Annotated in this window: 16 protein-coding genes; 7 read left to right on the top strand and 9 right to left on the bottom strand. The window is 67.7% G+C overall.

What is annotated here, in order from left to right; translation table 11 throughout:
* Positions 1–385: 385 nt before the first annotated feature.
* The 4 genes from FHU38_RS25555 to FHU38_RS25570 all read right to left on the bottom strand — a co-directional run bounded on the left by FHU38_RS25555 (position 386) and on the right by FHU38_RS25570 (position 5,510).
* Entirely contained in the window at positions 386–1,597 is a 1,212-nt protein-coding gene (locus tag FHU38_RS25555; RefSeq protein WP_167177269.1) for a PrgI family protein, read from the bottom strand.
* An 11-nt stretch (positions 1,598–1,608) separates the two neighbouring features.
* Positions 1,609–3,882 carry a hypothetical protein gene (locus FHU38_RS25560; RefSeq protein WP_243852806.1) on the bottom strand — a complete coding sequence of 758 codons (2,274 nt, stop codon included), beginning with the start codon at positions 3,880–3,882 and terminating at the stop codon, positions 1,609–1,611.
* A gap of 60 nt (positions 3,883–3,942) precedes the next feature.
* Positions 3,943–4,266 carry an Mbov_0395 family pilin-like conjugal transfer protein gene (locus tag FHU38_RS25565; RefSeq protein WP_009156939.1) on the bottom strand — a complete coding sequence of 108 codons (324 nt, stop codon included), beginning with the start codon at positions 4,264–4,266 and terminating at the stop codon, positions 3,943–3,945.
* Positions 4,267–4,385: 119 nt separating this feature from the next.
* A complete protein-coding gene (locus tag FHU38_RS25570) occupies positions 4,386–5,510 on the bottom strand; it encodes a sigma-70 family RNA polymerase sigma factor (RefSeq protein WP_243852807.1) in 1,125 nt (374 codons plus the stop codon).
* 828 nt (positions 5,511–6,338) lie between these two features.
* Between FHU38_RS25570 and FHU38_RS27025 the strand changes: the two genes are divergently transcribed.
* The 4 genes from FHU38_RS27025 to FHU38_RS25590 all read left to right on the top strand — a co-directional run bounded on the left by FHU38_RS27025 (position 6,339) and on the right by FHU38_RS25590 (position 9,440).
* Positions 6,339–6,995 (top strand): hypothetical protein, encoded by a 657-nt coding sequence (locus FHU38_RS27025; RefSeq protein WP_313886909.1) that lies wholly within the window; start codon positions 6,339–6,341, stop codon positions 6,993–6,995.
* Between the two features lie 67 nt (positions 6,996–7,062).
* Complete coding sequence (locus tag FHU38_RS25580; protein ID WP_167177275.1) at positions 7,063–8,202, top strand: TRM11 family SAM-dependent methyltransferase; 1,140 nt, start codon at positions 7,063–7,065, stop codon at positions 8,200–8,202.
* A 136-nt stretch (positions 8,203–8,338) separates the two neighbouring features.
* Entirely contained in the window at positions 8,339–8,995 is a 657-nt protein-coding gene (locus FHU38_RS25585; RefSeq protein ID WP_167177277.1) for a DNA cytosine methyltransferase, read from the top strand.
* Between the two features lie 292 nt (positions 8,996–9,287).
* Entirely contained in the window at positions 9,288–9,440 is a 153-nt protein-coding gene (locus FHU38_RS25590; protein ID WP_167177279.1) for a hypothetical protein, read from the top strand.
* 342 nt (positions 9,441–9,782) lie between these two features.
* On the opposite strand, the gene FHU38_RS25595 is transcribed toward FHU38_RS25590, so the two are convergent.
* The gene (locus FHU38_RS25595; protein ID WP_167177281.1) at positions 9,783–10,523 is read right to left on the bottom strand and encodes a TIGR02391 family protein; all 741 of its coding nucleotides are present in this window, start codon (positions 10,521–10,523) and stop codon (positions 9,783–9,785) included.
* A gap of 77 nt (positions 10,524–10,600) precedes the next feature.
* Here FHU38_RS25595 and FHU38_RS25600 point away from each other — a divergent pair, with 77 nt between their 5' ends.
* Positions 10,601–11,497 carry a DNA cytosine methyltransferase gene (locus FHU38_RS25600; protein WP_009156944.1) on the top strand — a complete coding sequence of 299 codons (897 nt, stop codon included), beginning with the start codon at positions 10,601–10,603 and terminating at the stop codon, positions 11,495–11,497.
* A gap of 7 nt (positions 11,498–11,504) precedes the next feature.
* Here the strand turns inward: FHU38_RS25600 and FHU38_RS27030 are convergent, their stop codons facing one another.
* A complete protein-coding gene (locus FHU38_RS27030; protein WP_208417054.1) occupies positions 11,505–12,941 on the bottom strand; it encodes a hypothetical protein in 1,437 nt (478 codons plus the stop codon).
* Between the two features lie 172 nt (positions 12,942–13,113).
* On the opposite strand from FHU38_RS27030, the gene FHU38_RS27590 reads away from it, so the two are divergent.
* Positions 13,114–13,392 (top strand): helix-turn-helix domain-containing protein, encoded by a 279-nt coding sequence (locus FHU38_RS27590; protein WP_009156946.1) that lies wholly within the window; start codon positions 13,114–13,116, stop codon positions 13,390–13,392.
* 83 nt (positions 13,393–13,475) lie between these two features.
* The gene (locus tag FHU38_RS25615; RefSeq protein ID WP_167177283.1) at positions 13,476–14,963 is read left to right on the top strand and encodes a tyrosine-type recombinase/integrase; all 1,488 of its coding nucleotides are present in this window, start codon (positions 13,476–13,478) and stop codon (positions 14,961–14,963) included.
* Between the two features lie 242 nt (positions 14,964–15,205).
* Here FHU38_RS25615 and FHU38_RS25620 read toward each other — a convergent pair whose 3' ends face one another.
* The 3 genes from FHU38_RS25620 to FHU38_RS28205 form a co-directional block, all read right to left on the bottom strand.
* Positions 15,206–17,551 carry a S8 family peptidase gene (locus FHU38_RS25620; protein WP_083841008.1) on the bottom strand — a complete coding sequence of 782 codons (2,346 nt, stop codon included), beginning with the start codon at positions 17,549–17,551 and terminating at the stop codon, positions 15,206–15,208.
* 9 nt (positions 17,552–17,560) lie between these two features.
* Positions 17,561–18,460 (bottom strand): AAA family ATPase, encoded by a 900-nt coding sequence (locus tag FHU38_RS25625; protein WP_198285915.1) that lies wholly within the window; start codon positions 18,458–18,460, stop codon positions 17,561–17,563.
* A 268-nt stretch (positions 18,461–18,728) separates the two neighbouring features.
* The gene (locus FHU38_RS28205) at positions 18,729–18,887 is read right to left on the bottom strand and encodes a CHC2 zinc finger domain-containing protein (protein WP_157617326.1); all 159 of its coding nucleotides are present in this window, start codon (positions 18,885–18,887) and stop codon (positions 18,729–18,731) included.
* Positions 18,888–18,957: the final 70 nt, after the last annotated feature.

An 18,957-nucleotide genomic window follows, 5' to 3' on the forward strand; every position in this document is an offset into this window, starting at 1 on the left:
CGGGGTTTCGCTGTTCCGCTCCTTCCAGAAACGACCTGCGAGGACGTCCCCTATACCCCGGACCCGGTGGTGATCACGCCGCCCGATAGACGACTCGGACGGCCACGTGGGCTTCTCAACCCGGTAGGCCATTAACCGCCGATTGCTTGCCATGACGCGGTCTGACTATGACGAGGCTTCATCAGGGATTCACTGGTGTTCGTCCGTCAGGTCTTCTCCCCGCCCCGTGGCTCCGCCATGGCTCGGCAGTGCCCTTCGGGCTTTCCGGGAGGCTTCTCCCCACGCCGTTACCAGCGCAGTTCGCTCCCTGGGAGACCGGCTCAGTGATCACTTAGCCGGAGCGACAGATCACCTCCTTCTTGTCGCCACTGGGCAGAGCGGCTTTTCAGCTCGCACCGTCGTCGTAGTCCCAGTCCTCGTCCTCGTCCAGCCACGGCCCGGACTGCGGCCGGCTGGGTCGCGGCGTTTGCGCGGACGGCCGCGTCGTCTCCGGGCGGGCCGCGTAAGAAGCCGTTTCGAGGTCTGGATCGGTGGCGTCCTCGTCGTCGCCGTAGAGGTCGGTGAAGGTGGCGGTGGCGGTGACGACCTCCTCGGCGGCGGCCAGCCCCGCCGAGGGCGGCAGGAAGGTGTCGGGGTTGCAGGCTGAGGCCAAGACACCGGTCGCGGCGGCAGCATCCAGCGGGGTGAGCACGATCCCGGCCGGGGCGAGCAGCTCGGCGGCCTCACCGAGGCGGCGCACCAGCCGTTGCTCGGCCGCCTGCCGCGCCCCATCGTCCACCGAGCGCTCGGCGCCCCGCCGCCGCCAGGGCAGCACGCTCGACGTGGCAGGTGCCGTGCCGGGGCGCATCGGCTCGCGCAGCACGAGCAGCACCTGGCGGCGCAGCAGGTCGGCTTGGGCGTTGAGGTCGGCGAGGTGGTCCGCGTGGTCCCGCGCGGCGGCTTCCAGCGCTGGGTGCGCGAGCCCTCCCGCGCGAGCACGCAGCGCGGCGATCTGGGGCCTGAGGTCGAGCCGTTCGGCCCGCACCAGGAATTGCACCGGAGCGGTCAAACTGTGCAGATAGCGGGCGAACGATGCGACCAGCGCCTCCTGCTCGCCCGGTGTGCGCAGCGAGAAGTTCACCGTCGAGCAGACCGCGATCACGGCGAGCCCGTCCCGACCGAGGTCGACGATCCCGGCGTGCGCGCCGGTGTCGCTGACACCACGGGCCGGCAGTTCCAACGGTGCCGGGGACACCGGCTCGGCACCGGCCGAGCGCGCCTGGGTTGCCCGAGCTGTCAGCCAGGCCGGGGCCGCGCGCACACCGTCGGGCGCGGCGACCCGGTGCCGCGGGGACAGGTGCTGGCGGATCGCGGCAAGCGCGAGCCTGTCCAGCGGGATTCCGTGGCGCTGTCCCAGGGCCAGCACCGTGACCGCGAGCCCGACCGGCACCGCCACGATCAAAAACACCGGCAGCGGCACCAGCGTGCGGGTCAGCGAGTACAGGCCATACAGCAGCGACCCGGCCGCGCCAAGGATCGCCAGCTGCCGGGTGGTCAGCGGCCCCAGCACCCGGTCCGGGCGATCGACATCGGCCGGGACGCGCACAGGACTGGTCATCACCAAGCACCTCACTTCGTTGTCGGGCCCCGTCCTCCGGGCAGGTCCAGGGGCAGCGGCAGTTGCGTTCCGGTTCGCCGCTTCGCCGAGGCAGCCGCGCCCTCGCTGTCGGCCGGCGGGGGTGGCGGCTGGGGTTCGCGGCGCACCCCCAGGGGCAGCGGCCACTGGCCCGAGGCCAGCGGCCGGTTGCCGGTGTAGGCATCACGTACCGGGCGGCGCGGGGCGCGGGCGGCGCGGTTGATCCGGCCGGACGGGGTGATCAGTGCGGGCCCGCTCTGCCGCGGCGGGCCGGTCTGCGTGGGGTCGGCGAGGTCGTCGGCCACCGTCCGCCTCGGCGGGCGCGGTGGCGCGGGACGCAGGTGGATCGGCAGCATCCCGGTGTTCGGCGCGATCAGCGCCCGGGGCAGCTGCGCGGGCGGGCGGGCGTTGCGGTTGACCCGCCCATCCGCAGTCAACAGCCCGGGCTGCCGCCCCGGCGGCGGCATGGCGGGGTGTCGCCGCTCGGCCAGGTCGTCGGCCAGCGACTGGCGCCCAACCCGATCCGGCTCCCGGCGGGTGGTGATCGGCAACCCGAGCTGATCACCAGGCAACGCACCGGGCAGCAAAGCTGGAGGCAGCGCTCTCGGGTTCGCGACCACCTTCCGCTGCTGCCCGGACCCGCTCGCGGTGAACAGCGACAGCTGCCCAGGGCCGGGCCCGCGGTCCGCGACGCTCCCTGCGCCAGGCACCTCTCCCACGCGTGTGGACGCACGCGGCGAAGGCCGCCGGCGGCCTACCCGCATCGGCAGCATGAGCTGGCCCGACCGGGTCGACGGGGGATCCGCCGACACCCCACCACCGCCCCGTAGGCGGGGCCCGCCGCCCTTGCCGCCGTTGCCACCGAACAGGGAACCGGCGCCGCCGAGCAGGCCCATCGTCTTGTAGACGATCACGCCGCGCACGAGCGACCCGAGCAGGGAGCGTCGCCCGCTACTCATCGGTCGCACACACCAGAACGGGATCTTGATCAGCACCCACATCAGCGCCAGGCACAACAGCAGATTGATCAACCCGGACACGTTCGGGCCGAACACCGTGAACCCGCCGGGCGCGAAAAACACCCGCAACGCCACGACCATCGCCAGCGACTGCCCGACCTGGATCGCCAGCACCCCGCCGAAGGCTTTCCACCACGCCTGCGCGATGCCCTCGGTCTGCGGCAAGGCATGCCACATCAGCACGATCGGGGCAGCCGCGATCAGCAGGATCGTCAGCATCACCCGCACGATGAACGTCAGCAGCAAGACGACGACCATGACCGCGAGCGCCAGGCCAAGGAACACCAGCCACAACCCGCCGCCGCTGAGCGCGGCCAGAACCATGTCGGTCAGCGCCCTGCCCGCGGCCCGGGGGTTGAGACCCTCACCGATCACCGCCCGGGCGAGCGCATTGGCGATCTGGATCGCCTTCGTCGCCAGAAACAACGACAACGTTCCGGCGAGGAACCCCACGACGACCCGGGGCGCGATCTCCTTAACGGAGTAGCGAGTCTGCAGGGTCTCATAGCCCATCACGACCATTCCGGCGAGCACGACGAGGATCACGTAGGTCGCGAGCAGGATCTGCCACGACTGAGTCCACAACTGCCCCACGCTGGGCAGCGCACTCGGCTCCGGCGTGGTCAGCAGGGTCTTGCCCAACAACTCCAGCAGCGGATTCAGCGCGTCGGTGACCACGCCCCGGAAGAAGCTGTCGATGCCTTCGCTGATGCAGGCGACCGGATCGGTGATGCCGCACTCCTGCCCCTGACCCCCATCACCCGAACCGGGTGCCTGGGGCTGGCTCGGGCCAGCGGGGCCGATCGGTATCGGCTGCGGAATGCAATTCGGCCCCTCACACGGCGCGGGCGCCGACAGGGTCGATGCGGAAGCGCCACCCAACCCCCCGCACTCGGGCAGCAACGCCCCCGGGAAACACGGGACAGGCGTGGGCAGACCGGTGATCGGCGGCAGCACCGACGTCGGTGACGGATCGCTCGAAGACCGCGACGCGCGACCCCGGTCGGAACTCGTGCAGACCGGGTCCATCGAGTCCGGACCACACGCCGGATCGTCCACCGACGGCAGCGGCAACGGAGGCGGTTGCGCCGCAGCCGACGGTACTGCCGCGGCTGCGGGCTGGGGTGCCTGCCCGGTCGCGGCCGACGCGGTGAGGACAACCCCAGCCGCCGCGACGAGCAACGGCGCCAGCACCCCGACCGCGCGGACCCAACCCCGCCTCGCCCTGCCGGTGGGCGGAGCGGACATCAGCCGCACGGGCGGGACCGGCGGCCGTGCTAAAGATGTTCGGCATGGTGCGGCCACGGCTCACACCCCACCCACGATGCCCTTGAGGATCTCGACCACCAGCGGGGCAAGAGCAGCCAAGCCGAACCCAACAGCAGCGGCCTTCAACGCGCCCTTGGCCTTCTCGACCTCCCCCGGATCACCCGAAGCCATCAAGTAGCGCAATCCGCCAATGGTCAAGAACACCACGGCGACCCCAGCGAGGATCCCCATAATCCAAGAGCGAATGTTGTTCAAAACCTCATCAACGGTGCGGGCGAGCGCGACGACCTGCACCGCTTCCGCCCGCGCGACCGAGGACGACAACAGCACACCGCTGACGGTCAGCCAGCCGAGGACCAGCACGACACGGTGGCCGTGTCGACCGCGTCGTGGCCGCGTGACAGCGGGCGCGACCGAGCTGGAACATCTGGACGCTGTCCGTCGTGTCGGTGGGCAGTAATGACGGCAGCGGCGGGATGGTGTCAGTCGCATGAGCGGACCTCTCGACTGGTGGGCGTGGCCGGTCCGGGCCGGGTGCGGTGGGCGCGGGAACGGCGTTCGACGGGCAGGCGGGTCCCGCGCGAGGCAATGCGGGATTTGGGGCTGCTTTGCGACACGGTTGGACTGACTTTTTCTTCCGATGCCGCTCCCACCCTGGTCACGTTTCGTAACCTTGTGCGCCGAGTGCTGGTGGTCTGCTCGACCTGGCGCGGTTGAACTGGTGCAAGCGAGTCCGACTGTTCGGCTGACGGATCCGCAGAGACGTCCGCAGCGTCCCCTGCGAGGTAGGCGGCGAGGCGAGGCTCAGCGCGCTCACGGATCTTCGCGGTCGCCTTGTACGACATGCCCCTCGCGTATGCGGCCTCGGCCAGCGGAGTCCCACCGATGCGGGTCTCGGAAATGAGGCCCGCTTCGTCGGCGGTTATCGCGCCGGCGCGCACCGCTGCGGCGAGCACTAGGTCTGGGTGACCTTCCGGGCGTGGTGGCGGGGCAGAATTGAACACCAGGTTGCCGGCCGGGATCGGGCCGCCTACTGCTTCGTGCAGCGCCAGCCGCCCCTCCCGGTAGGCCGCGTAGTACAGCCGCGCAAGGATCGCTGGCCGGACCAGATCGACCTCGTGCAGCGCGTGTAGGAAGCCCGTCAGCACGGCAGCGTTGAGGTCATGGGTGTCGCCGGTGAACCGGCGGGTCACGATCGCCGCAACCCGTAGCAGCACCGGTAGCGCCAGGCCGACACACGCCACAGTCCAGGCACCACCGTCTGCACGGGCGCGGGTGATCAGATGTGCCCACGCCGTGTCCCGCGTGACCTGAGTGCAGTCCTTCGCAAGCAGCAACGTGCCGAGCTCGTCCAGCGGCACCGGACGCGGGGGCAACCCCGGTATCTCGCGGCCGTCGATGCTGACCGGATCCGGCCCGGTCACCAGCCACGCGAAGCTCGACCGTGCCATCGCGAACACGTCGGAGTCTTTGACGAAAGCAGGATTGTCGCGCAGGTAGAAGCCGTGTTCGTGAACCTCATTTTCACGCGAAGACAAATCCATGACAGCTCCCTGAGAGATCGGACAATCAAGTGAGCTGCCAGCAAGCCACCGAAGGCGCCTCAAGACCGAAACAAAGACGCCTCGACACCGTTTCCGAATTACATCAAAGGCGCCTCAAACCATCAGCCTTCCGATCAAGGAAGGAGCGGATGCCCACAACGCCGCTGATCTCCGAGGCACTCAGAACATGGCAGTGGGCTGGCACGACGTTCCTTGAGGCGGTATCGCCGCGCGGTGGCGTCGTCGAGGACGGGAACCGATTCAGGCTAGTCGAGACGTTCTGCGACCGAAGAACAAAGGCCGCGTCTCCACTGAACTCGAAAGCCTTTATCGAAAAAAGGTCTTGTAAATCTCTTGGCGGGAACGTGTCGCAAATCGAGGGTTGTCCCGGTATTGCTCCACGACAGCACATACCAAGCCGTGCGCAACCCGGCTGTTCTCGTCCGAGGAGGACCTCTCATGGCCCACCGCCCGCAGTCCCCGGATGGCCGTCCCGGTCGCCGCGGAGGCTCGGCTCGTCCGCCGCGCACCCGGCGCGGAGGCGACCGCGCACCCTATCCCGGAGCGCAAGCGCGAACCACCGGTGAAGGTGCCAGCGAGACCTCCGCGAACTTGCGTCCCGGGGACAAGTCGAGACCATCGCGTCGGCGCACAGCAACCGCATCCTCAGCACCGACTCCTGTCACAGTGTGGACGTGCGGACCGGACCCGATCGACTCACATGCGGCATGGCCGACACCGATCGTGGAAACCATTACGGCGGCATTCACCACACCCGGCGCCCACGTGGTCCTCGTCGATCTCAGCACTACGTGGGCTACGGTCCGAACCCCCGGCGCCGATGGTGCTACGGCGCCAAGCGAGTCGGCGTTGATGGCGGCACACGAGGCGGTGCGCGCGCTCGACCGCACCGCCGACACGCTCACCTTTGGCACGTGCGCTGAGGTCCACACCCTGTCGTCGAAACCTTTCTGGGCAGGCATGGTTACCGACTCCGGCAACCCGCCCGCAGCCCTCACCGAGTCTTCTCCGACGCCGGTGCCCGCCGGTACTGTCAGCGGTTCAGGTGCGCCGGATACCAACGCCGCTGAGCGTGCGGATCTGGTGGTCGTGTCGTTGCCCGCCGACGCCGCCGAGACTGTTTCACTAGACCGTCTCGCGCTGCTAGCGGCGGACCGGCTGCGGCAGGGCGGCATCTTCGCGGTGTACACACACAGTGACTGGAGCCAGGGCCGGTTGGTCGACCCGACTGGCGCGATCGTTGCCGCCTGCCAGCACGCGGACCTGCTCTACCTTCAGCACATCGTCACCCTGCACACCCCGATACGAGACAGTCGTCTGCACGCCACGCCGAACGCGGCAGTAGCTGCCGACTACCACCGCACCTGCCATCGCGCGACCGCACGCGGACTGCCCACACCACACCTACGCGTGCATGGCGATGTCCTTGTCTTCGCGCAGCCTGTCGACTCCCGTACAGCGCCGCCCGGGACCGGTTCGGCCGTCGCAACGCACGAGCGCGCGCCCCGATCGCCAGGCAGCCGGTAACCCCACAACTAACCCATTCACTTCAGCACTTGCCGGCCGCCCTGTACTCGTGAAAGGCGTCGTACTTATGTCCCACCTGCACTTGCCGACCTCCACCAACACTGCCGGTACCGGCAGTGTCGTCGAACACGGTGACGAACCAACCATGCCCATTGCCAGTGCACTCATAGACACACTGGACGCCGCTGCCGATCCCACCACGGCAGCGGCCCAAACACCGACCGAAGGCGACCCGCCGGTCGCGACCGGTGCCACCGACACCTGCGAGCTGCCACTGTCGGTGTGGGCAACCGCGCAAGCCTCGCCGGCCGGGCAGCGCAAGGGCCGCTACGTGGCCGACTCGACCGCGCACCCGGCGAAGATGCTCCCCGCCGTTGCGGCGCACGCCATCCACCAGTACACGCGTCCTGGAGAGCTGGTGTTCGACCCGATGGCAGGGTCAGGCACCACGCTGGTGGAGGCGATTGACGCCGGGCGCCGCGCGATCGGCGTCGAGTACGAACCGCACTGGGTCGGCATCGCGCGCGCCAACCTTGATTTGGCCCGGCAACGAGGTCACGACCACGACGCGGAGGTTGTGCACGGCGACGCTCGCCAACTGCCATTCCTACTGCCCGAGAAGTACCGGGGACAGGTCGCGCTGGTGGTGACCTCTCCCCCGTACGGGCCGTCCACCCACGGGCAGGTCGTCACCGCCGCGACCGACTCACCGGACGGGAAGGTACACAAGTTCCATCACCGCTACGGCTCCGCACTCGACCGGGGCAATCTGGCCAACGTCGGCCACCACCGACTCCTCGCTGGTTTCACCCGCATCCTCGCCGGCTGCGCGGCCGTACTGCGCCCGGGCGGGCACGTCGCGATCACCGTGCGACCGTGGCGCGAGCACTCCGAACTGATCGACCTGCCCTCGCAGATCGTCGCCTGCGCCCGGGCAGCCGGGCTGGTACCGGTCGAGCGTTGCGTGGCGCTACTGGCCCGGGTTGCCGACCGCCAGCTGGTTGCCCGCGGCAGCTTCTTCCAACGGGACTTCATCCGCAAACAGCGCGAGCAAGGATTGCCGCTTCACCTCATCGCGCACGAGGACGTGGTCGTGCTCCGCAGATCGCTTGTACCCCGCAGCGCCTCGGTCCTGACGTCACCGAATCACGGTCACGCCGCCTCGCGCGACGGTGAGCTCGAGCGTAGCGGACGGTGGCAGGAGTGAGCACGCTCGTGCACTGCTGCAGCTGGGACGCCAGCTACCGGCGTCCTGTCGCCGCCCGACACACCATCGCCTGCCACCGCTGCCCACTGCCGAACGCTGCCTCTGATCGACGGGCCGCAGGCACAGGAGGTGCACCATGCCTGACCGTGTGCCGGCCGTAGCCGATCTGCTGCGGTTCATCGACACCGAAGGACCCGTGCTCGGATCGCTGTGCACGGGCATGGCCGGGCTCGACCACGGTGTCGCGGCCGCGCTCGGTGGCCGGATCGCCTGGTACTGCGAGGTCGACCCACACGCGTCCGCGATCCTCGCCGCTCACGTGCCGGACGCACCAAACCTCGGTGATCTCCGCGTTGTCGATTTCACCGCCATCGAGACCATCGACGTGCTCACGGCGGGATTTCCGTGTCAGGACATCTCCGCGGCCGGTCGGCGCGCGGCTATCGAGAAAGGTGCTCGCAGTGGACTGTGGCACACCATCCTGGACGTCATTCGCCTACTGGGACCCCGGCTCGTCGTCGTGGAGAACGTCGCCGCCCTCCGATGGCGAAACGGCGGCCTCGACCGCGTACTCGCAGACTTGGCCGAAGCGGGGTATGACGCGGTCTGGCGTTGCTTACGAGCCGCCGACATCGGCGCCGCCCACCGCCGCGAACGCGTGTTCTTGTGTGCCGTCCCCGGCGCGGGACGGGATGCGGATGATGCCCACTCCGCAGGCCCGCGACGGCGAACCCCGCGGCCCGGTCGATCCAGCACACAGGCGTGCGGGCGGGCATCAGGTGAACCTCAATGACGCGGTCGACTCGGTCGTCCGACAGACTCAGTTGCTGCCAACACCGACGGCGGCGGACGCGAAGAACTGCACCCACACGACCCAGGACGGCGGACCATCTCTTCCTGACCACGCCCGCGCGCTTGACACACTGACGTCCCCTGCGGACGCAACATGCTGCGCGGTAACGCAAATTCGGGGGATGCGTAGCTGTCTTTCCCCTGGTGCGTGGGGCCCAATACCGAAGCCGACCGCGCACGACGGTTCTTCCAACGCAATCTCCGCTACGTCACGACAAGGAGGCCCGTCTCGCGTGGACACCCCACGACTGCTGCCGACCCCGCGGGCGACCGACGGTACCAAGGGCTGTCCCGCTCAGCGCGGCTCGAAGGGCGATCTGATGCTGCCCTCGGTCGTCATCGCCGTCACCACGCCCCACCGGAGCCCCGCGCGCGGAAGAAGGTGAGTGACCGTGGCAATCGCCAACGCACCATGCGCCCGCCGCATCGCACGCGGTGAACCCGGGCCCGCGACCTGGGGCGACTACGCCGCCGTGCACCGCTGGGAACTCATCACCGACCGACCCGATCCATTCCCGACCCAGCCTGGGCGGCACGGACGACCCGTACTCGCGCCGCCATTCGTCGAATGGCTCATGGGCCTTTCCATCGGGCTCCCAAATGATCACGAGGTCTCACTGGTCCCGTTTGCCCAGCCCAGAGGGCATGTCGTTCGTCAATGTTCGTGCGCGACATGTGTTGCGGACGGTTGGAGCGAGGGGCGTGTGGCGTCGGCGGTGCCGCGACGGTCATGGGGCTTGTTCGACGTCGCACTCGTCGATCCAGCGGGCGAGAACGCTGAGGGCGGCGAGTTGTTCGAGTGCCTTCTGCTCGTCCCAGTCGGCTCCGTGTTCGTGCGCAGCGGGGTTACGGATGCCGGCGAAACACCCCTCGGCGAACGGCCGCAGCGCCCGGTTACGACTCTTGACTGTTTGGTCGTTGGGATCGCCGGGCAGTCGCAGGTATTTCTGGCCGGACTTCGGCTTGTCGGTGAAGACCTGGTTCATCAGGTCGTTGTCCGCGATATCGCGGCGCCCCACCTTGTCCTGCGTGTGGGCGTTGATGGCTGTCGCGGCGGCCCGGACGGCCTCGCGGTGGTGCTTGCTGTCCCAGAACGTGCGGGCGGCATCCCAGACCCATGGATGGAACTGGTCGGCCGGAAGGGTCGGAGCGTCGGGTGCGAGATTGGCGGCCCATTCGTCCATGCGATCGAGAATGCCGAGCCCGCGTTGCGCGGCGGCACGAGCGTCTTCCTTGCCGCCCATCGTCTCGAACTTGAACTCGGCCAGGGTGGGGTCGAGATGCTTGAGTACTTCCTTCACGGTTGGCTCACTCTGCCGAAGTTCGTTCAAGGCTGCCGTCCGCGGACCAACGATGCGGGCAGTGCGCGACCCGGTGGGTGCTATGCCAGGCGGACCCTGCAAGGAGAAGTACTTTTCAAGCAGCGCCAGATACTCGGTGAGCTGGTCGCGCATCCACTGCCGGTTCATGCAGCGACTGTAGGTGACCCTTCGAGCCCACCTGCCGCGATGGGCGCCGTAGTGGTGCCCGAACCGAGGTGGTCTCGATGAACACGGCGAGTCCAGTGATCGGTTCCTTGTGCACCGGCTATGGCGGCCTGGACATGGGCGCGCTGACCGCGTTCGGCGATGGCCGCATCGCCTGGGTGGCCGACCCGGATCCGCACGTGCGCACGGTGCTTGCCGCACGGTGGCCGGACGTGCCAAACCTGGGCGACATCCGAGAGGTCGACTGGTCGGCCGTCGAGCCGGTAGACGTGGTCACGGCGGGGTTCCCCTGCCAGGACATCTCGGCGGCTGGGCGGCGGGCAGGCATCCGCACCGGCACCCGCAGCGGCTTGTGGCATCACGTCGCCCGCGCGATCGGCTCGCTGCGGCCCGCGCTGGTTGTGGTGGAGAACGTCGCGGCGTTGCGCTGGCGTGCCGGAGGGCTCGACATCGTGCTCGGCGACTTGGCCGACGCCGGCTACGCCTGCGTGTGGAACAGCGTCCGCGCCAGCGATGTCGGCGCCGCTCACCGCCGAGAGAGGGTCTTCATCCTCGCCTGGCCGCAGGACAACTCGGCGAACGCTGCGTCAGGCACGCGGGCCGGCAGCCGCTCCGGTGACGCGGCGACGGTCTCATGGGGCCAGTACGAAGCCGCGATCCGGCGATGGGAAGCAATCCTGGGCAGGTCTGCGCCGCATCCGACCGAGCCCGGCCGGCATGGCAGGCCGGTGTTGTCCGGCCGCTTCGTCGAGTTCCTGATGGGCCTCGACGATGGCTTTGTGTCCGGTCTGGACATTCCGCGAACCGCGCAACTGCGGGTCCTGGGGAATGGGGTCGTGCCACGGCAGGCGTCCCACGCGATCCGCGCGTTGCTGGCTGACCGCGCGGCCGACGTCGGCCGCGATCGCGACGGGAGCGGGCGGCATGACCGAGTCGACATGCACCTCGGCTATTGACGTGCGCTCACGGCCGGGCCGGGAAGTGCTTGAGCAGGAACCGCGCGAGCGCGGTGCACAGCTGCATCCGGATGCGCGCTTCGTCCGCGTTGGACAGGCCAGGGTGCGGGCCGTTGGAGTGCAGGATGTTCCAGATGCCGTGGAGCATGCGTCCGCCGTCGTTCTCGGGCAACGGCTGGCCGACCACAGCTGGCGGTCGACCACCCGGGGTGTAGAGGGTGTTGATGGCCGCGCCGCCTTGCCCCGATCGTCCGTTGTCTGTGTAGCCGGTGTGGTCGACTGCGAGGTGCTTGACCAGGCTCTCGACCATGTTGCGGAGTTGTCGGTTCGAGGCGGGGTGGTCCTGGTCGGTGAAGTTGTCCACGGCCGACCGGTAGTGCACGAGCGCTTCGGTGTATCCCCGTTGGTCCAGCTCAGCTTCCAGCGCGGTGATCTCGGTACCCACCGGAACCGCGTCCGGGTCGATGGGCAGCAGCCGACATTCGCGGTTGCCGTGCAGGTCGGGATCACCAACTCGAAGCTCGTAGCCGTCGCTGAGCAGCGACTCGTGCAACGCGGACAATGTCGATTCTGCGTAGCCGCGCCGAGCCACGCGCTCTGCCCCGAGCCGAACGATCTCCAAAAGGGCATCGTGCGCCTCCCGATTGCCGGTCCTGGCTTGTTCGTGGGCCGCCAGCAGCGGAGTGCGCAACGTCTCTTGCCTGTTGGGGCCGGAAGTTCCGTGGTCGATCAGTTCCGTCGGGTCCAACTCGGCGGCCTCGTAAAGACCGGACTGCATCAGCAGATCTCGCAGGTCGGACTTGCTCAGGTAGCTGTTTCCGGCCGCCGTGATGAGGTGTCCCAAGGTTCTGGTCGACAAGGTGTTCACACCGGTCAGTATCGCTCCGGCGAGCGGGGATGTTGCACCTGGGATTCTGTTGAGCTCGGCCATGAGCCGCCGGTTGGTTTCGCGGGCGGCGGCGAGTTCTTCGTCGCGTTCTTCGAGTGCGCGGGTGAGGTCGAGGACGGTCTGGCGTTGCTTGTCGATCTCGGCTTGCAGGGCGGCGGCGTTGGTGGGTGCGCCGAGCCCGCCGCGTTCGAAGGCTTGTTGGCCGATGAGGTCGGAAAGCCGGTCCTCCAGGTCGCGGATGTGCTGGGCCTGCCGGTGGTTCTGGGCGCGCAGGTTGGCGTTCTCGGCCAGCACCGAGCGGTGGCTGATCGCGGTGGACGCGGGCGACGGTGCTGTGAGCGCCCGGCTGGCGGCGTCGAGCACGGCCGCGTGCAGGTCGGAGTGGCGGTGGATGAACGACCGGTGCAGGCGTGCCTGCGCCGCGACCGCCGAGATGGTGATCTCGGAGCCATCGGCCGTCATGTCGGCCAGCGCTTGGTGCACCCGCTGCTGGCGGTGGTTGACGTCGCGCCGGCGGGCCTTGGCCAGCGCCGTGGGCGTGGTGGGTTCGGTCATGGCGTGTTCACCGGGTCTCGGGGGGTGGGCGGATGCTGGGCATGCCGAGGGTGACCGTTTGCCGGGTCTTGCGGATCACGCTGATCGTGGACGCGGCCCGCAACGGGTAACGACGAGACCCCGCTCGGTCCGCTGACTTCCACGATCAGGGTCGCACCAAGGAGGAGGTTTCATGCACGCTCTCAACCGGCCCACCCACGACAGTCTCGACTCGACCACCACGACCGCGTGCCCACCGGCGTGGTCGCGCGAGCAGCTGCGGGAACTGGGAGTCACCACCGACCTGATGACCGCCGCGCGGATTCTCGGTATTGGCCGCACGACCGCATACAAGCTCGCCCGTGCTGGAACCTTCCCGGTGCCAGCGGTGCGCATCGGCCGCACCTACCGCATCGCCGTCGCTCCATTGCTCGAGCTACTCGGCTTGGTGGACAAAGAGCCTCATAGCTGACGCTTCCCCTCCGCACGCACTGGAGCGTCCATAGCTGCTGTCCGAACGCACCACCCACGGATTGCGGGAGAGGAAAATCCGCGATGACAGCACGCGCCTTCAAGGGAACCACTTACAAACGCTGCACCTGCACAGACGCCGCCACCAAGAAACAACTCGGCCCCGGATGCCCAAAACTCAAGCGCAGTAACGGGGCATGGAGTTCCAACCACGGAAGCTGGTCCTTTCAAGCCGAACTTCCCAAACGCCATGACGGCACCCGTCGCACCCGAAGGCGGCACGGGTTCGCCTCCCAGACAGACGCGCAGGCCGAACTGGACAAGATCGCGGCCCTCATCGAGCTCGGCACCGGACGCGGCGGCGCCGTGCTCACCTCCATCGGCGACCTGATCGAAAACCGGCTGAGCGCTGGCGAACCCTTCCCCTCACCCGAGGAAGTCGTCAAGCAGCTGGACCAGGGGGCCACCAGCCTCGGCGAGATGCCCACGGTCGGCGAATGGCTGCAGAGCTGGGTCATCACACGGAAGAAGATCCGGGAAGGAACACGAATCGGCTACCGATCCCACATCCGGCACTGGCTGATCCCGCACCTGGGCCATTACCGGCTCGACGTGCTCACTGTCGAGCACATCTCCCGGATGTTCGACGCGATGGCCGAACGCAACGACACCATCTCCGCCGCCAAGGAAAGCGACGACCCCGAGATCCGTAAGAGCGTGCACGGCATGCGGATCACGGGCGCGGCCACCATGCAGCGTTACCGAGCCACCCTGCGCGCCGCGCTGAATGCCGCCATCCGGGCCCAGAAGATCACTTTCAACCCCGCATCCTACGTCGAGCTGCCCTCCGGGCGTCGCCCGAAAGCCCTGTTGTGGACACCGGACCGGGTCGAGCGGTGGCGGCGCACCGGACAGAAACCGTCCCGGGTCATGGTGTGGACACCCGAGCAGATCGGCCGGTTCCTCGACCAGGCCGAGGGCCACCCCTACTACGCGCTGTTCCACCTCATCGCCTACCGAGGCCTGCGGCGCGGCGAAGCCTGCGGCCTGCCGTGGTGGAACATCGACCTGCCCAACCAGTCGATCACCATCAGCACCGCACTGGTGCAGATCGGGTGGCAGGCCGAGTTCGGTGAACCCAAGAGCGAAGCCTCCGGCCGCATCATCGCCCTCGACGAGGCGACCACCCTGGTACTGCGGCGGCAGAAGAAGCACCAGAACGAACTGCGCGCCGCAGCCGGAGCGGCGTGGGTTGAGCACGAGCTGGTGTGCACCGAACCCGATGGCAGCCCACTGCACCCGGCCAAGCTCACCGACGCCTTCCACGCGATCGCCGACGCCGCCGAACTCCCGCCCGTACGCCTACACGACCTGCGCCACGGCGCCGCCACCCTCATGCTCGCAGCCGGAGCCGACCTCAAAGTCGTGCAGGAACTGCTCGGCCACTCCACGATCGCGGTCACCGCCGACACCTACTCCCACGTCCTACCCGAACTCGCCCGCGAGACCGCCGAAGCCGCCGCATCCATCGTCCCGCGCAACCGGCGGCGCAACCGGCCCACGGCCGCCTGACCCTCCCACGGCGCGGGCCCGAAACGAGAAAAACCGGGGCACGGCCATCCAGCGGATGGCCGTGCCCCGATTTTCTCTGTGCTGTGCTGAGAGCCGCGTCGCCGCGCCGTTCCTCGAATCCCTGTGACGGTTGACCTATCGGTGAAGCGCGTCGCGCGGCGATTCTCTTTCTAAGAGATCCATCAAGGGGAAACGCAATCGGAGAAGTGTCTGCATTTCTAAAACCCAGGCAGATCCCCGCTTCACGCTCTAACTCGAACGCGCGCTGGATTGTGAACACGCTGGATCAGAAGTTCACGCAAGTCCGCCTGCACGAGATGTTGATCTTCAAGTGTGACCGCCAGCGCGTATCGCTGGTGGGTATATTCGGGGGCGCCTCGCGCCCAGGTCTGGGCCTTATGGGTCGCAACAACGTAGAAGGTGTCGGTGTCGTCAACGAACGTCTGCTTGCGCTTCCAGCTTCGCACCTGCAGGGTGGCGTTGGTAAATGCGCTGCTTCCGGGCTCGAGCTTGAGTCGGCGGAGATCATTGATGAGTTCTCGAGGATCGTCAGGATCCTGCCGGATAAGGATTTCGGCGAGTTCGTCGGGGTCGATGTTGCGGTAGATATCGACTTTCATCGTACCGGCGAGGTACTCGCGGCGTTGCCGCCGGACAGGCGGATCGAAAGCGAGCGCGACGGTGATGGTGCGTTCGCCACCCTGGTGTCCGCGACGGAATAACTCCGGTATCGGCAGTGGGTGAATCTGAACGGTGTCAATGCTCATCTTGCCGTCGAAAGTCATTGTGACTCGGTTGCGATCGCTATCGATGGCCCGATCGGCGTGGGGGGTGCCGAGGCCGTAGACACGCAGCCGTCGGTGCGTGTCGGCCAGTTGCTCGGCAGGCGCTGGGTGAGTGGCACTTGATCCGACGAGCGCGCGGATCAGGTTCGCGGAGGCGTCCGGGTAGGCGTGGGCTACGTCGGCGGCGACTCGGGCGACTGCTGGGGCGGCGAAGCTGGTGCCGTTGACGGCGGCGAATAGCCGTCCATCAGTGTGCCGGGAGGAGGGCGTGACCACGCTGGCGCCGGGGTCATTGAGGACAGGGTGACCGGAGTCGTTGAGGACGATGTTGCCACCGAAGTGGACGATGTCGGGTTTGTTGGCGCGTTTGCTGTTCGTTCCCAGACCCGGGCCGCTACGGCTGAAAGCGGACGCCTCTCCGGCGCCTGCGGCGGTGCGCCAGCCGAACCTGTTCGGCATTTCCGCCGGCGCGCCACTCATCGCGATCGAGCCGACGGTGAGGGCGAGAGCTGCGGGTCCAGGTTCGGCAAGCCGGTGTTCGGGGGTGAAGAAATACTCGGGTTTGTCATCGAGGATGTGGTGGCCGCTGGGCGTCCGCGCGTGGAGATCGATTCCGACGTTGCCTGTAGGGACGACCAGGACGATGTCGAGTTCGCGTGCGAGATCGTCGATAGTTTCGGTAAGCGCGCCGAGGTGTGCGTCATTGAAGGGTTCGTCGTAGCCCACAGAGAGGTTGATGACCTTCACGCCGTGCTGGCTGTGGAGGTGCCGGATAGCGGTGCCGATGAGCTCGTGCGGCACGGCGTACGTCGCGAACCGCGGTGGATTGTTCGGCCGGTGCGGATCCGGTTCAAGAATCCGCACCGCGCGCACTGCGCCGACGCTGGAAAGCGGACGGAGGTCGCGGAGTTCCTCGGCTAGATGCGGGTAGAGGACGCGTCCGGCGACTTCGGTGCCGTGGCTTCCCGGCTGCTGCCACGCGTAGCTGGCGGGAGCGAGGGATTCGACAGAGAGCACGATGCCGTCGAGCAGGGGGTGGGCAGTGGCAGGCGCGTCGTCGAGGACCCCGACTACGGCACCGGGCTTCTCAACGCGGCGTACGTCGGTTGCGCCGGCGTTCCACCAGTCTCGGAAGTCCAGGAACGGCACAGGTGGTGTCCGCACGAACTCGACGACGCTCGTGTCCAGCATGTTCGCTAAGCCCTCTGCGGTGACCTCGGCACGCAAGTAGGTGCGGCGGGCGCTGACCGATCGCAGCAGGATGGTGTCACCGGTGCGTGCGAGAACGTTCTCGACGGTCTGCACGCGGGCGACGGCCTCATCGCGTGTGCCAGCGACCCAGATTCCGATGTCGATCACTACGCGACCGGGGAATCGGTCACCGAGTTCGCTTATGCCTGGGCCACGCCGATCTTCGGGACCGTAGGGCTCGATGTCGTCGATAAGCGCAAAGAACGATCGCATGTCACCAGTGCGTCGGTACACGTCGATCGCGTGTCCGAGTGCGTCGCCTTGGTCGCTGGCAAGTACGAAGTAGGTGTAGTCGATGGTTTCGCCCAAAACCTGCAGCGCCTGGCGCGCGAAGACGTTTTCATCCGGCCTGGCTGTCGCGCTAATTTTGAACACCAGGGCTGGGTCGACGCCGGCATCGAGCCGTCGCGGTGCGCGCGCGGTGGCGGTGAGCTGCCGCTGGAGATGGTCAGCGTGCTGGTCTCGTTGACGCGGTGGCGCGCCGCCACCGCCACCTCCGGCGCGTCGGGACGGCAGCGGGCGCGGATTGGGGAGCAGGAGGTGGTCGCTCATTGCAGCGGACTACCAGGGACGTGATGTGACGTTGGCGAGCACGGCGTCGAGATCGTCGCTTTCGACGGTGTCACTGTCGCGAAGCAGGGCATGGCGCCGGGCGTCGGTGACGAGTTTCTCCGCGGCGGCATGCGGGAGGTCCTTCAGCCTTCCGGCATATCGCTCGATATCGAGGCCGGAGTGCGGTACTCGCTTGAGCCGCAGCCGCAGCAGCCTCCGCAGTTCGTGCACGGTCGGTTTGCGAAAGGTGAGTACTTCGTCAAAGCGGCGCCAGAGAGCGTGGTCGAGCAAGCCCGAGTGGTTCGTGGCCGCAATCAGGAGACTCGGCCCACGGTAGCGGTCGGTCATCTGCAGAAACGCAGTGACGACACGCTTCATCTCTCCGTGTTCGGCGTGGTCGTCACGGGACCGTCCCAGTGCGTCGAACTCGTCGAACAGGACAACGAAGGGTGCCTGGTCCGCGTAGTCGAGAATGCGCCGCAGATTGCTGGCCGTCTCACCGAGGTAGGACGACACCACCGCATCCAGGCGAACCAGCAGGAACGGGCGCCCCAGTTCTGCGGCCAGCGCTTCGGCGGCGGTCGTCTTTCCGCAGCCGGGAGGCCCTTCGAGCAGCAGCCGCTGGCGGCGCGGAATCGAGGCCGCATCCAGCTGAGGCCACTGACGGACCTCCTCGACCAGGCCGTCCAGGGTCTGCACCAATGCGGGGTCCAGGATCAGATCCTCGAGCATCCGCTCTGGTTCCTTGACCTCCCCCAGGTCCCACTCGCCCTCGCGATCCTTAGGCGGTGGGGGCACAATCAGTGTTGCGCTCGAATCGATGGGCCCCCCACCGGCGACCAGGAGCTTCTGTAGGTCACGTGCGAGCGCGTTGTGGTGCTTCGCCCGCTCTTCCTCGATGATCTCCATCCCGGCACGTCGGAACGCCAGCTCGTCACGAGCATGGAACGCCTTGAAGATCTCTTTCAGATGCCGACCTGCCATGCAGGCAGCATACGAGGGCCGTGACGCCGTGTCGGGCTAGCCGGGCTGATCACGCCCCAGAGGAGTAATGCAACAGAGACAGCGGTGGGGTGCGCCAACCACATCGATCCGCACTTAGAGTGACCTTTTGATTACTGCACATGCTCAACCGGCGCGGCGTGAGAAGGCCACGTCACAGTCAATCCGCTCGACATCACGATCCTTCGACACGAGCGTTGGACGTCCGCGCCGTGCCAGCGTTGCAACGTCCAAAGCAGTGGTAGGTCCCGTGGGTCGGGCGAACCTGGAAGGTCGTCGATGCAAAGAAGGGGCAGCGGCCGTACCACGGTCGCGGGCCGCGCTCATGTAACACGACGCGGCGGCCCCGACCACGGCCAAGTTGTCGTTGCCGTGGGACGGGTCCGGGCCTGCCGTGGCGGCGG

It is taken from the genome of Saccharomonospora amisosensis, assembly GCF_011761185.1.
GTDB classification, from domain to species: Bacteria; Actinomycetota; Actinomycetes; order Mycobacteriales; family Pseudonocardiaceae; genus Saccharomonospora_A; species Saccharomonospora_A amisosensis.